Genomic DNA, 13,255 nt, shown 5'->3' on the forward strand with positions numbered 1-13,255 from the left:
TTGATATCAAATCGATCAGTTGTCACTGGCAACCGTGTTGCTGCCGGACGGTGCAGAAGGCTGAGCGGTAGTTGCAACCGTTGTAGTCTGGCCTGTACCGGTATCAGTACCGGTTGAGCTTTCAGCTGCACTGGCAACAGCGGATTCAACAGCAGCCGCTTGCTGGGGCGCAGCCTGAACAACTGCAGCTGTAATGGCCTGAGCTTCAGCCGGTGCCGCAGTCGCTGCAGCCGCAGCAATGTTGGCTGCTTCCGCCGGTGCTGCTGTTGCAGCCGCAGCCGCGATGGCAGCGGCCTGAGCAGGTGCAGCAGTTGCAGCTGCAGCCGTGATGCTTACAGCCAGAGCCGGTGATGCGGCAACTGCAGCTGCCACGACCTGCTGGATGGCAACAGCATTATCACCCAGAGATGCCACAACGGCGGCAACGGCCTGAGCCAGAGCTTCACCTTCAGCCGTTGCCAGTGCTTTAACCTGTTCAGCAGACGGCTGAACACCGGTTGCCTGAACGGCCTGCAAAGTAGCTTCATCAGCCATGGCGTGGCCAGAGGCCAGAGCTACAGCCAAAGAAAGTGCTGTCAGAGTTTTGCGCATGATAACGTCCTCACTAGTATGTATGTCGAACCTGCCAGGGGAAGGGGCCGGCCCGATGTATTCCATTGCATGTTTATCCAAGTCGCACTGCTACTCCTTTGATGCCACCAGCTTGCAACCAGAACAGCAATTCTATTCAGATCCAATTCTATTGTGTTGCACCTGCGTTTGCCAGCGCAAATGCCGCATAATCTGTTACCTTGTTGTTACATAATCATACAACAAGTGTTTGAATTTCAACCACAAAACAGCCTTGCCCCCGCGCCTTCAACTGACCGCACAGCGCATCGGCATCGGCCCGTTTTGTAAAGGCGCCCGCATGTACGCGGTAAATCTCTTTACCTTCCAGTTCAACCGAGCGCACCTTCAGCAACAAAGGCGCCAACAGCCCGGGATAATCGCGCCTCAACTGCTGCAGCATGCCCACGGCGGCGGCCTGATCAGACAAAGACGCCAATTGCACCCGGTATACAGCCGCATCATCTGCGCCCGAATCGGCCACTTTACGCGGCTCCATCTCGGCAAGACGCTGCGGCAATGCAGCCAACACCGACTCGGGCAGCCTGCTGCGAAGCTGGGGTAATGCCTGAACAGCACTGACATCACCGCTCTGCTGCGCCAGCGTCATCCAGGCCAGGGATTCCAACAGGTCAGGCTCAGGCAGGTTAAGGTAAAGCAACGCGAGTTGATACTGCGCCCGGCCCTCGCCCTGCTCAGCCGCTTGTTGCCACCAATACGCAGCCTGCTCGATATTGGGGTTATCCGGCCCGAAATAATACAGCGTACCCAGATTCAGTTGTGCGCCCGAGTGCCCCAGCGCGGCGGCCTGCTCGTAAAACAGTTTGGCTTGATGAATGTCAGCCTCGATACCGATGCCACGCCGAAACAACTGCCCCAGGTTAAACATCGCATCGGCATCACCCTGGCGTGCGAGTGCCTGCCAGGTCTCGATATCCGTCATCAGCTCCTGACTCAGCCGGCTATGTGAAGGTGAATCAGCCAATGCCTGAAAATCGGATACCAGCACTGATAACAGCAGCAACACCCCCACGAAATGATGGCGCTTCACGCTCACTCCCTTGCTTGCCCGAAAAGTGTGCGCACCGCACACAAAGCGTGCATTATAGCCAAACTCAACACTGGTCAGCCCATGCCCAAGTCATTAGTATTGTTCGCCTTGTCGAATATTGCACCTTAAAAAACAAGGACAGTCCCCTGCATGAACCAGCCCCGTTCCCGCCTGGAAACCAGCCTCATCATTGCCACCCTGGCACTGCTGTTCTGGCTGCCTCTGCCATTGGGCAGCAATCGCGAATGGTCGGCAGCCCTGTTCTGGTTGCTGACGGCACTGCTGTGCGGCGGCTGGTCAATATTACAACTGCAGAAAGGCGTCAGTTCCAACCCGGCACTCAAACCCGCCCTGCCACTGTTCGGGCTGCTACTGCTGGTGCAGGGCTGGACCGTGATTCAATGGCTCAGCGGGATCAGTACCGATCCGGGGCGCACCTTGCACTATCTTATGCTGGGCATAGGCTACAGCCTGCTGTTTATCCTGATTATCGGCCTGTTCCACACCCGTAACCGCCTGACACTGTTGGCAGCAACACTGGTTGTCAGCGGCACTCTGCAAGGGTTCTATGGCAGCCTGATGACACTCTCCGGTATTGAATGGCTGTTCTTCGTACCCAAAGACAGCTACTTCGGCGTCGCCACCGGCACCTTCGTTAACCGCAACCACCTGGCCGGCTATCTCGTGATGACCCTGGGCGTGGGTATCGGCCTGTTACTGGCACTGCGTGACGGCGCTCCTTTCCGCTGGACCAACCTGCTGGAAATGCTGATGGGCCCCAAGGCACGGCTGCGACTTGGACTGGTGATCATGGTGATCGCGCTGGTCATGACCCGCTCGCGCATGGGCAACACCGCCTTCTTTGCCTCGCTGATGATTCTGGGCGCCTTGTTTATCCTGCTCAACAAGGAAAATCGCCTGCGCAACAGCCTGATCCTCGCCAGCCTGATCATCATCGACGTACTGGTGATCAGCCAGTTCTTTGGCCTCGACAAACTCAAGGACCGCCTGGTCAACACCCGAGTTGAAAACGTGATGGACGGCGAGCAAGTCATCGCCCGTAAAAACGAGCTACGTCTGGATGTGTTCGACTATGGCTGGGTACAGTTGATGGAACGCCCCATCTTCGGCTTTGGTGCAGGCAGCTTCGAGAGCAGCTTCCAGCGTTACCCGGGGCCAGATGTGCCATTGCATTATGACCATGCACACAACGACTACCTGCAGTTTGCCATTGAGTACGGCCTGATCGGTTTTCTCCTGCTGGGCGGGTTTGTATTGTTGGCGCTTTACCATGCACTGAAGGCCCTCTGGCGACGCGAATCCTGGTACCGCAGCGGTATGGGCTTTGGTGCAGCCATGGGGATATTGGGCATCCTGATCCACTCCTCTACCGACTTCAACCTGCAGATACCCGCCAACGCCGCTACCTTTGTGACCCTGTGTGCCATGGCGGTTCTGGCCGGACAACACCGCAAAACGCGGCGCCGCGAGGCGTAGGAGCGAGGTTTGTGGGAGCGAGGTTTACCTCGCGACCCATTTCTCGGCAGCAAACAATATCAACATGGCCATCAGTACTCCCGCTGTATTGGCCAGAGCATCCATGGCGCTGAATACCCGCGCTGGTTGAACCACCTGCTGCGCATACTCCAGAAAAGGGCCACTCAACAGCAACAGCGGCCAAACCAAATGCCCGCGCCACTCCCAAAATGCCAACCGGGCGCACAGGCCCAGCGCACAAAACGCCAGCAAGTGCATCCACTTATCGGAATGGCTAAACAGATCCGGCGGCGATTGCGGCCGGAACAGACCGTACAGCAGCAGGGTCAAACAGCCCATAAACAGAGCCAGACGCACCGGCCGGTTGAAAATCAATGGCATTGTGAAAAAACCGAATTGCACATGAACACTCCAACGACACATTCTGCTTTGCAGAATTGAATCGCGGTATCTTAGGTTACGCTGCGCTTTGGGTGGCACTAGCTGTCCAAAGCAAAGAGGAGGCTACTCGGGCTGATCAGCGGTCGCTTCACCGCTATCCTTCTCTCGAAACAACTCTCGGTAAGCCTCTTCAATTGCATCAAAGAGGTCTTCCGGTACTTGATACTGGTATTGATCACGCCGCTTTTGAGAAACCCGTCCTTTCTGATCAAGGCATAGCATGACCAAAGCCGATAGGACCTTATCTGCAACGTCGAACTCACGATCAATGCGACGTTTAAGTTGATCATAGCGCTGTAGGTACGAGACCTCTTTTTTCATGTACTGCTCAACAGCCTCTTCGCTGGCACTGAACATCAGCTCAGCACAGGCGGTACCGTCCCAGTACCGATAAATTGCGTCGTGGCCAGTGAAAGTACAGTACACCTCATCAGCGCTTATCCACTCGACGTTCCAGAAACGCCGGGTCTTTTCCGAAAAAGAAGTCAACGCATTCAAATAATCCAGCTCACGATCACGCAGCACCGCCGAGACTGGAAGTATCAATCCGTTATCCAGCCTCCCCTGTTGGCACAAAGCATGGTGATACATGAAACGCGATATACGGCCATTTCCATCCATAAAAGGATGGATGAATACAAACCCAAAGGAGATCACAGCACTGGTGATGATCGGATCAACCGATCCAGCGGGGAGTTGATTCGCAAAGCCCATCCACTGCTCCATGAGGGTGCGGCACAAATCCGGCGGTGGCGGAATATAGGTTACCCCCGCGGCCCCATAGCCATTGCTCATGTAGTTCTGTTCCAATCGGAAGGAACTTGCCCAGTCAAATTTATTGGAGATGATCTGGTTTTGCAGGTCGACCAGAAAATCTTCATCAATTAAACGCTTCTCATGCGCTTTTTTCAGAAGGTTCACAAAACGATGGGCTTTGGAGTCGTCCGGGACCTCCTTCTCTATTTCAAACGAGCTCTTGGTTTCACTCAAGTACGCCCACGCCAGCGCTCGATGCAGCATCTGAGGATCGAGCTGCTCGGTGAAGTCCCTTACCCCATCCAACACCTGCTTTGAGATACCCGCCTGTATCAGCTCTGTTTTCCGGACAGTGACACAATAATCGATGCTTCCCAAGCCGTTAAATAACACCTTCCATCGGCGATTGCGTTCGCCCTCACAGGTAATGTAACGCTCCGGGTCAAACAGTGGCTGATACTTACCTGGAATATCCTCGGCGTCACGGGCCAAAACAGTGTGTGTAAAGTGCTCCCACAGGTAGCACGCCACACGAATATATTTTCCATTTGGTGATGCAGAAAAGGCTGACAACATTTCCTCTGCGGGAATCAGCGGGAGTGCTTGGGCAAGGATTTGGAGGTTCACCCCTTCATGCTTGAGCGCAAAAAGAATATGACCCAGTACAGAGTCGACGGGCGATGGCATGAGCGCCCTGGGTATGGCTATAACACCACCGATAATCTCTTTTTTCTTAACCGATGTTACCCGGCACTCGACCTCAACCTCCTGTGCCTGAACAGCCGGGAGATTGGCCAAGTACGCATAACCTATCAACTCATTCGCCAAATCAGTCCCCAGCCCGCCCCAACACGCAGAAAATCTTCCTAATCGTCATTTTTTATAAAAAAAAGCCCTTTAAAGGAATAAAATATCACCGATATATGCCTAATGCCACATAAAAACCCTATGTCAATGCTTAAAGCAAGGTCGCGATCTGAAGATCGCTCCTACATCACAACAATGCACCAACATCCTGTGGGAGTGGGGCATGTGGGAGCGAGGTTTATCTCGCGACCCGGCCCCACACATCACACCCAAATCGCATCCCAATGCGGGTATTGGCCCAAACGGGTTGCGATACCCGCGCGCAGCGGGTTGGCAAGGATATAGCGCGCAACCTTTAGAATCTGCTCATCGCGGCGTAGTGTGCGGTCGTGAAATCCGGTTTGCCATATCGGTCGGGGGCCAAACTGGCGCCGGTAGTAGTACGTGGTTTTCGCTTTGACGCCTTGAACCAACCGGGAGATATCGGCCTGTTCATGTTGCAGCCTGATCAACCAGTGAAAGTGATCCGGCATTACCACATATGCCAGGGTTTCAGCGTCAGCGGCAGTCTCATGCAGCGCGGTGATCAACCGGCGGCTCAGATAAAAATCGTTGAAAAAAGGCGTGCGATGCGCAGTTACAGCCGTCAGATGATAGACATGATTCACGAGCGAGCAGCGCCCTTTGCGAAGCGCGGCATATCCTGGCCTTTTCATTATTCCCTCCTTGGAATGAAAAATGGTCGCGACTCAAACGGGTCGCGACATGAATGTCGCTCCTACACAACAACAATGCACCCACCCTGTAGGAGCGAGGTTTACCTCGCGACCTAAGCAGGGTCGCGACATAAATGTCGCTCCTACATCGAACCATACCCCTCCGGGTTCTGTGATTGCCAGCGCCAGGTGTCCTGCATCATCACATCCAGGCCCCGTTCGGCCTGCCAACCCAGCTCTTCGCGCGCCTTGACTGGGTCTGCCCAGCATTCGGCGATATCCCCTGCACGGCGAGGTTCGATGCGGTATGGAACCGGGCGGCCGGAGGCCTGCTCGAACGCCTGTACCATCTGCAGTACCGAATAACCGTTGCCGGTGCCCAGGTTCCAGATGTTCACCCCGCTGCGCTCGGTCAGTGACTGCAGCGCCAGCAGGTGGCCGCGGGCCAGGTCCACTACATGGATGTAGTCGCGCACACCGGTGCCGTCTACTGTGGGGTAATCATCGCCAAACACCGCCAGTGCCTCGCGCTTGCCGATCGCCACCTGGCTGATGTAGGGCAACAGGTTGTTGGGAATCCCCTTGGGATCCTCACCGATCAGGCCGCTTTCATGCGCCCCCACCGGATTGAAATAGCGCAACAGGGCACAGCGCCAGCGGTTGTCCGAACGGGATAGATCGGCCAGCACCTGCTCCACCATCAATTTGGAGCGACCGTAAGGGTTGGTCGGCTCGCCGGTGGGGAAATCTTCACGGATCGGCATGGTATCCGGCTCGCCGTACACCGTGGCCGATGAGCTGAACACCAGGGTAAACACCCCCGCCGCCGCCATCGCCTGGCACAGGGTTATACTGCCGGCCACATTGTTCTCATAGTAACGCAGCGGCTGTTCGACACTCTCGCCGACCGCCTTCAGCCCGGCAAAGTGCAGCACCGCACTGATGTTATGCTCGGCAAACAGCCTGTCCATCAAGGCGCGGTCGCGAATATCACCCTGCACAAACAACGGCGCACGGCCACAGATCTGCTCCACGCGGCGTAATGATTCCGCCGAGCTGTTGCAGAGGTTATCCAGTACTACCACCTCATAACCGGCTTCCAGCAGGCACAGTGTTGTATGTGAACCGATATAACCGGCGCCACCGGTGACGAGGATTGTATCTGTCATGCCTTACCCAACCACTTTGCCAACTTCGCCCTCAACAACATCCAGGCAAACTTGCTGTTGGTCACCAGGTAGCGCTTCCACATACGGCGTGGTTCCTGAATAACACGATACAGCCATTCCAGGCCCCACTTCTGCATCCACACAGGAGCACGTTTTACCTTACCGGCCACTACATCGAAGGTGCCACCCACACCCATGACAAAGGTAACGCCCAATTGATCACGCCAGCGGTTGATGAAGTTCTCTTTCTTGGGCGATGTGATGGCGACAAACAACAGCTGTGCACCGGATTCCCGCACCTTGTTAACCATCGCCTCCTCATCATCCCAGAAGTAGCCGTGGTGGTAACCGGCCAGCTTGAGGCCGGGGTACAGCTGCTGCACACGGCGGGCGGTTTCACCAACCACCTCATCTTTTGCACCCAGCAGGTAAACCGGGTAGCCCTTGCTTGCACTCATCGCCAGCAGTTCGTGGAACAGATCCACTCCGGCCACCCGCTCGGGTACGTTATGACCCAGCAGCCGCGCGCCGAGTACTACACCCATACCATCAATATTGATAATGTCGCACTCGCGCACCGAGGCATCCAACTGTAGGTCCTGCTGCATATTGACGATCTTGGCGACATTGACGACCACATGCTGGGTGAAACGATCCGCCGCCACAGCTGCATCGATCAGACCGACCGTTTCCTCCATGCTCGCTACGTCCATGGGGCAGTTAAGCAACTCAATCCTGTTCATTCAGCACACACCTTATTGGCCGTTGTCGATGCAGACTTATTACCATCGGCTGTATGCCGGTTATAAAACGCCAACGCATAATACGCCCAGGCTTGGGTCCAACGTGTGTAGTTGATTCGGTTAGTTACCCAACGCGTCTTCTGATAGATGAACTGCCCTTTTTTCGGCTGGTACATCAGCTCAATCGCACGCTGCACAACCTTGTCACAAAGCTGACGATCTGCAACACCACCGCCCACTTTAAGCAGAGTAAATACCGCTTGGGCGAAGCTGTGCATATCAATGGGGTAACGGTTGGTGTTGTAGTACTTTGCCGTTCCATCGGACTCAAAAAAGTTGTCAACGTAGTAGCGATAACCGCGCTGAATGGCGTTATCAAACCGATCGGTCTGGGTAGCGTCACGCAGCATACACAAGGCTTCCAGGTTGTAGCCGGTATGAAAGCCGTCGATAAACTGATGATGGTGCCGTGCACCGTACACCCAGGCACCATCCTCGCGCTGTTCATTGACCGACTGCTGCGCAACGCTCAATGCCTGTTCGACCAATGCCTGATCTCCCAAACGCACGCCGGCAAACCCACACCAGGCCGCTCCCCAAAGACTGGCGTTATGCACAAAGGCGGTTTCACCGGGGATGTAGGCATAAAAACTGCGTCCATCCACTTGGGTGAACAAGTGGCATGAGATAAAACGCGCCGCATCCAAAGCGACATCAACCAGCCTGCTATCACCTATCAGCTCGCCCAGCTCGAACAGTGCGCGCGCCACATAGACCGTGGTGATAATGTTCGGCTTACCCGCAGGCACATAAAACGCCCTGGCTTGCCAGTCAAAGTGATAGCCCCAACAGCTGTGCTGCCATTCATCAGGGTCACTTCGCTGCGTCAACAACCAATCAGCCAATTCCCGCGCTTCGCCAAGGTAGCGTGTATCACCTGTGCGGTGGTAATCCTGCAGCAGGCCCGCAATAAACAGGCCCACACCTTTGGGGTTACGCTTTTTGGGCACGCCCAACAGCGGTCGCAGGTTGATGGGCGAGCGTTTACCCAACTGCAGCCAGGCAAGACGGACAAACTCACTGCGCTTGAACGGAGTTGCCTGCAGCATTCGGCTATTGAGGGAATCAAACGGGTCATAACCGGCAAAGCTGTCTGCCCGTACAGCGGACAGCAGGCGGTCATTCAGCGCAAGTGTATGGATCATAAACAGATCAACCAAAGTATTGAGCGGCAGCCCCTGAATAGGGGTGCCGTCAGGGAAAACGTGTTGATTCAGATGCTCAAAGCTGGATTCAAGGAGGCTATGTCAAGCAATGGCAGCGATAACATTTTTCAACTCAGCCAACGGCTTGGCCCGCTTATTGAGCAGAATATCGTCGTTGATCTTGAGAACGATAGCCTTGATCAGCTCAGTGGTGGTCTTGATTCGGGTCGTTGCTTTGACTGCTTCCAGCTCCTCTGCAACCCGTCTACCCTTCAAAGAGAGCCGCTTGTCTGCCTTACCACTGGCCAGTTCACTTTTTAGCAATTCACCTATCTGATTGGCACCCTCGGGGTGGGTTGCCAACAGGTGGATGTAGTATTTGACCAGTGTTGGCACAAAGTCAGTATCAGCGCCCAATTCAGAGGCGGCAAGGCCAAGAATATCAAGCATATGGGCCGGCAAGCGGCTTTCGACAGCTTTACGCTGACAATCCAGCTGCTTACGGATCGCAGGGGTCGATTGATGCGGTATTACACAAACCTGGTCGCAGCAATCACACACACCCACCAATACGTTTTTGACAATGCCGCTAGCATTGCTGAAAGGCACATCCCTCAGCTTGAAAGTTGCCCGCTCAAGCGTGCCGCAATGTTCACAAATCACGGTCTGTGAATCGCCCACTTTATACACTTTCATGCTGCCACCTCAATGATGCACGCTGATAAAAATACTGTTTGGCTCAACGAAGTACCATTTGATGTACCAAGCAACACCCTTATGCGACCTCTGAATGATATGCACATCCACCCCACTGACACTGTGGTGGGGACTGCATACATAATCACTCCCACGCGACCGCCGAATAATTTCCGCGACCTCTTCCGACGTAACCTGTCCGGTGCAAAGCAGGTTCTTGGTATCAATATCACCTCTGCTTGCGTGAAGGATATTGCCTGACTGCAAGCAGGTCAGTACAAGAGCCTTAACATCCTTGTAGCCCATAACAACCTCATTGTACGCCAAATTGCGTACAGATCAACCATTCAACTCCAACACCCCCAACTCCACCTGCAGCGGCATACCCACGGCCATGGATTCGACCGCCATGACGGTTGCCAAGCTGGTTGTCATCAGGCAATCGTAATCAACACAGGGGGAGCCTGATTTCAGGGCATCCAGCCAAGCTGCGATCATGGCTTTCTGGCCCTTGTCCTGTACACCGAGCTTGAGGGTTTTGTTGTCGGTATCGCCACTGAACAGGGATACCTCCTTGAAGTCATGAATCTGCGCCGAGCGGCCACCGCCAAACACCTCGATGTACTCCTTCGGCATCGCTTTGGAACCATCGGCGGTGTAGGTGATGTTGGCCACACTGCCGTTGGCAAAGGTCAGCGTCACGCACAGGTTGTCATTCAGCAGAGCTGACTTCTCTGCCTTGGCGCTGCCCACGGCGTACACGGTTTTCACGTTACTACGCACCAGAGCTGAAGCCAGGTCGATAAAGTGACAACCTTCACCAATCATGCGGCCACCGCCGGTGTGTGGGTCCTGTATCCAGTGGTCTGCCGGTATGTGTCCTGCATTGATGCGGATGTTCACCACCAGCGGGCTTTTAACGCCATCGAAATGCTCACGCACCTTCTCGGTCGCAGGGGCAAAGCGGCGGTTAAAGCCCACCATTACCTGTGCTTTGGCGGCTTCGCGGTGGGCCGCATGAATATCAGCCAGTTCAGCCACACTCATTGCCAGGGGCTTTTCCACATACACATGCTTGCCGGCTTTGAGTGCATCACGCACAGCGCTGCCATGGGTGTCGTGGCGCGTGGTGACCACAATGGCATCGGTATCACCCTGCAACAACTCATCATAACTGCCGGCACAAAAGCCGAAGCCGAATTGCTTGGCCACACCCTGCGCCGAACGGCCGCTGGCGGTGACCAAGCCGCTGAAAGCCACCTGACCGCTGGCCTGCATCGGGGGCAGCAGGCTGGCCGTTGCGTAGTTACCGGCACCGTAGAAAGAGAGCTTAACCTTGTCGCCGGTAACAGGGGCTGACGACACGGCAATACGGCTGGATTGACTCGGCTGATAAGGCTGCGGCTGGTATTGCAACACGATGCCCAAATACGGTTCGGTTTTGGCCCCTTCGATCAAGGCATACGCCGTGGCGGCCTGGTCCACATCAAAGCGGTGCGTAATCAGGCTTTTCACATCCAGCTTGCCCTGCGACACCAAGCTGAGGAAGGTTTGCATATTGCGCTGTTCGGTAAAGCGCACATAAGCCAGTGGATAATCGTTACCGTTCTCCTCATACACTGGATCATACCGGCCCGGCCCATAGGAACGGGAGATCACCACGCTGATCTCCTTCTTGAAGTAATCCTCACGCGGGATATCCATACGCACCGCGCCGACCACAACCACTCGGCCCTTTTCACGGGTGACCTCACCACAGAGCTCGATAATGCTATTGCTGGAGCTACCGGCACAGACCAGCACACCATCAACCCCCTGCCCTGCCGTCATGGCATTGCAGATAGACACCACATCCGCACCCGGCGGCACACCCACTGCGCCAAAGCCCTCAGCACGCGCGACAAGAACAGAATCCAGATCGGTGCCGATCACGTTGCAGCCATTAGCCTTCAGTAACTGAACCGCAATCTGCCCCAACAGCCCAAGACCCACAACCATAAACGTTTCACCCAGCAGCGGCTCGGCCAGGCGTACACCCTGCAGGGCAATAGATCCCACCGTGGTAAAGGCGGCTTCTTCATCACTGACGTTATCGGGCACCTTAACCACAAGGTTTTTCGGCACTGCCACAAAGTCTGCATGGTTGGCATAGTCGGCACCGCCACAGGCCACACGATCACCCGGCTGGATACCTTCGACCAGACCACCGGCCGCCACCACCGTGCCGGCACAGCTGTAGCCCAGTGGTGAAGGCGAGTCGAGACGAGAGTTAACTGTTTGCAGGGTCTTTTTCAGCCCTTCGGTTTTGATCTTGCCGATCACCTGCTTGACCAGATCGGGGCGGGCCTTGGCTTTTTGCAGCAGGCTTTTCTTGCCCATATCGATCTTGGTTTTCTCTGTGCCGGCACTGATCACCGAGGTAGTGTTTTGAACCAAAACATATTTATCGGACAGCGCGGGAACAGGAACATCGTTGACTTCGACAACACCGGTGCGGAGGGTTTGGGTGACTTGTTTCATTCATTTTCCTAAGTAAATCTTTCTGTAGATATCAAAATAATTAGTAGCATCAAATGTATTAGAGTTTTCTTTTATAGTAATCGTTTTCACTATTTTATCCGTAAGAGATTTTACAGATCTATTATTAAAAAGAATTGCTTCTTTAGGGCGCTTTACACAATTTGAAGAGATGCATGGAACCCCTAAGTAAATAGACTCTCTGACAGAAAGTGCATCACCATCAGTATTAGTCGCTCTAACAGATACATCTGCATGCTGAAGCAAATTAAAAAAGTCGATAGCGCCGCGGTAAATTAGCACACAAGATTCAAGCCTTTGTGATTTGACAGACACCATGATTTTCTCTATTTGAGCATGATTATATTCAGGATCAGATATAATAAATACCAATACAGCCTGTGAGTTTATTTCAATATTCGAAAAAGCTTCAACACATAGATCAAGACCATAAAGATCTTGACCGTTGTGTTGCGCTAATCTAAACGCATTGGAAACAATAATTTTTTTGTGTGCGTCACGTGCCTTGCTAATAAAATCAAGTATATCTAAAGGCATCTCAGAAGAGTGGGATTGGGGTGGGATAAATGCAGGTTGAACTTCAATTTTTGACTCGTCAATTGAAAGTTTTTGTTTTATATCCTTACTTACCACAACAACCTTATCAGCTACTAAATTTAAAATTTTGCGCCACAAAAAACTATTGACGCATCCTGAGCGCCATGAGTGGATTGTAACAATAATTTTTTTTCTAAATATGAATGAAAATAAAAGGTGTACTAAGCGAAATAGTGAAACAGAAGAATGTATATGAACAATATCACAATTCTTGACAAGCCTTATGTATTTTATAAAGGATAAGCTTCTTATATTAAGAAAATCATATTTTCGTATAGAAGATTCATCACAAATAGCAACATGAAAGCTATTATTAGATAATAAATCAAACAGGCGACTTACATGAACAGAAACACCACCGATAGGTGGCGGCAAAGGCCCACAAATAAGAATTCTTTTCATTTAACCTCTACTAAGAAATAAAAATGAG

At 53.4% G+C, this 13,255-nt stretch carries 12 protein-coding genes; 1 reads left to right on the top strand and 11 read right to left on the bottom strand.

The features are described 5' to 3' along the window. Positions 1 to 15: 15 nt before the first annotated feature. On the bottom strand, positions 16 to 591 hold the full coding sequence (locus tag CFI10_RS15800; protein WP_206836225.1) for a hypothetical protein: 576 nt from the start codon (positions 589 to 591) through the stop codon (positions 16 to 18). 214 nt (positions 592 to 805) lie between these two features. Then, on the bottom strand, positions 806 to 1,660 hold the full coding sequence (locus tag CFI10_RS15805; RefSeq protein WP_206836228.1) for an SPOR domain-containing protein: 855 nt from the start codon (positions 1,658 to 1,660) through the stop codon (positions 806 to 808). A 150-nt stretch (positions 1,661 to 1,810) separates the two neighbouring features. On the opposite strand from CFI10_RS15805, the gene CFI10_RS15810 reads away from it, so the two are divergent. Continuing rightward, a complete protein-coding gene (locus tag CFI10_RS15810) occupies positions 1,811 to 3,157 on the top strand; it encodes an O-antigen ligase family protein (protein WP_206836231.1) in 1,347 nt (448 codons plus the stop codon). A 24-nt stretch (positions 3,158 to 3,181) separates the two neighbouring features. On the opposite strand, the gene CFI10_RS15815 is transcribed toward CFI10_RS15810, so the two are convergent. The 9 genes from CFI10_RS15815 to CFI10_RS15855 all read right to left on the bottom strand — a co-directional run bounded on the left by CFI10_RS15815 (position 3,182) and on the right by CFI10_RS15855 (position 13,227). Further along, a complete protein-coding gene (locus CFI10_RS15815; protein WP_206836234.1) occupies positions 3,182 to 3,538 on the bottom strand; it encodes a VanZ family protein in 357 nt (118 codons plus the stop codon). Positions 3,539 to 3,661: 123 nt separating this feature from the next. After that, on the bottom strand, positions 3,662 to 5,152 hold the full coding sequence (locus tag CFI10_RS15820; protein ID WP_242530021.1) for a Fic family protein: 1,491 nt from the start codon (positions 5,150 to 5,152) through the stop codon (positions 3,662 to 3,664). 272 nt (positions 5,153 to 5,424) lie between these two features. Continuing rightward, positions 5,425 to 5,877, bottom strand: a complete 453-nt coding sequence (locus CFI10_RS15825; RefSeq protein ID WP_206836239.1) for an REP-associated tyrosine transposase — start codon at positions 5,875 to 5,877, stop codon at positions 5,425 to 5,427. A 143-nt stretch (positions 5,878 to 6,020) separates the two neighbouring features. After that, complete coding sequence (gene galE / locus CFI10_RS15830) at positions 6,021 to 7,046, bottom strand: UDP-glucose 4-epimerase GalE (RefSeq protein ID WP_206836242.1); 1,026 nt, start codon at positions 7,044 to 7,046, stop codon at positions 6,021 to 6,023. Further along, positions 7,043 to 7,789, bottom strand: a complete 747-nt coding sequence (locus tag CFI10_RS15835) for a WecB/TagA/CpsF family glycosyltransferase (RefSeq protein WP_206836245.1) — start codon at positions 7,787 to 7,789, stop codon at positions 7,043 to 7,045. The genes galE and CFI10_RS15835 overlap by 4 nt, the downstream gene beginning before the upstream one ends. Then, on the bottom strand, positions 7,786 to 8,994 hold the full coding sequence (locus CFI10_RS15840) for an aspartate-semialdehyde dehydrogenase (protein WP_206836248.1): 1,209 nt from the start codon (positions 8,992 to 8,994) through the stop codon (positions 7,786 to 7,788). The genes CFI10_RS15835 and CFI10_RS15840 overlap by 4 nt, the downstream gene beginning before the upstream one ends. Before the next feature lie 102 nt (positions 8,995 to 9,096). Further along, positions 9,097 to 9,690 carry a hypothetical protein gene (locus CFI10_RS15845; protein WP_206836251.1) on the bottom strand — a complete coding sequence of 198 codons (594 nt, stop codon included), beginning with the start codon at positions 9,688 to 9,690 and terminating at the stop codon, positions 9,097 to 9,099. A gap of 339 nt (positions 9,691 to 10,029) precedes the next feature. Then, the gene (locus CFI10_RS15850) at positions 10,030 to 12,210 is read right to left on the bottom strand and encodes a bi-domain-containing oxidoreductase (protein ID WP_206836253.1); all 2,181 of its coding nucleotides are present in this window, start codon (positions 12,208 to 12,210) and stop codon (positions 10,030 to 10,032) included. After that, positions 12,211 to 13,227, bottom strand: a complete 1,017-nt coding sequence (locus tag CFI10_RS15855; RefSeq protein ID WP_206836256.1) for a glycosyltransferase family 4 protein — start codon at positions 13,225 to 13,227, stop codon at positions 12,211 to 12,213. Positions 13,228 to 13,255: the final 28 nt, after the last annotated feature.

Origin of the sequence: Marinobacterium iners, assembly GCF_017310015.1 — a bacterium.
GTDB classification, from domain to species: Bacteria; Pseudomonadota; Gammaproteobacteria; order Pseudomonadales; family Balneatricaceae; genus Marinobacterium; species Marinobacterium iners.

What these genes read in the sequence shown, in the direction of transcription:
- galE (WP_206836242.1), bottom strand. Translation starts at nt 7,046, where the DNA reads ATGACAGATACAATCCTCGTCACCGGTGGCGCCGGTTATATCGGTTCA.
- CFI10_RS15825 (WP_206836239.1), bottom strand. Translation starts at nt 5,877, where the DNA reads ATGAAAAGGCCAGGATATGCCGCGCTTCGCAAAGGGCGCTGCTCGCTC.
- CFI10_RS15855 (WP_206836256.1), bottom strand. Translation starts at nt 13,227, where the DNA reads ATGAAAAGAATTCTTATTTGTGGGCCTTTGCCGCCACCTATCGGTGGT.
- CFI10_RS15835 (WP_206836245.1), bottom strand. Translation starts at nt 7,789, where the DNA reads ATGAACAGGATTGAGTTGCTTAACTGCCCCATGGACGTAGCGAGCATG.
- CFI10_RS15840 (WP_206836248.1), bottom strand. Translation starts at nt 8,994, where the DNA reads ATGATCCATACACTTGCGCTGAATGACCGCCTGCTGTCCGCTGTACGG.
- CFI10_RS15800 (WP_206836225.1), bottom strand. Translation starts at nt 591, where the DNA reads ATGCGCAAAACTCTGACAGCACTTTCTTTGGCTGTAGCTCTGGCCTCT.
- CFI10_RS15850 (WP_206836253.1), bottom strand. Translation starts at nt 12,210, where the DNA reads ATGAAACAAGTCACCCAAACCCTCCGCACCGGTGTTGTCGAAGTCAAC.
- CFI10_RS15845 (WP_206836251.1), bottom strand. Translation starts at nt 9,690, where the DNA reads ATGAAAGTGTATAAAGTGGGCGATTCACAGACCGTGATTTGTGAACAT.
- CFI10_RS15810 (WP_206836231.1), top strand. Translation starts at nt 1,811, where the DNA reads ATGAACCAGCCCCGTTCCCGCCTGGAAACCAGCCTCATCATTGCCACC.
- CFI10_RS15815 (WP_206836234.1), bottom strand. Translation starts at nt 3,538, where the DNA reads ATGCCATTGATTTTCAACCGGCCGGTGCGTCTGGCTCTGTTTATGGGC.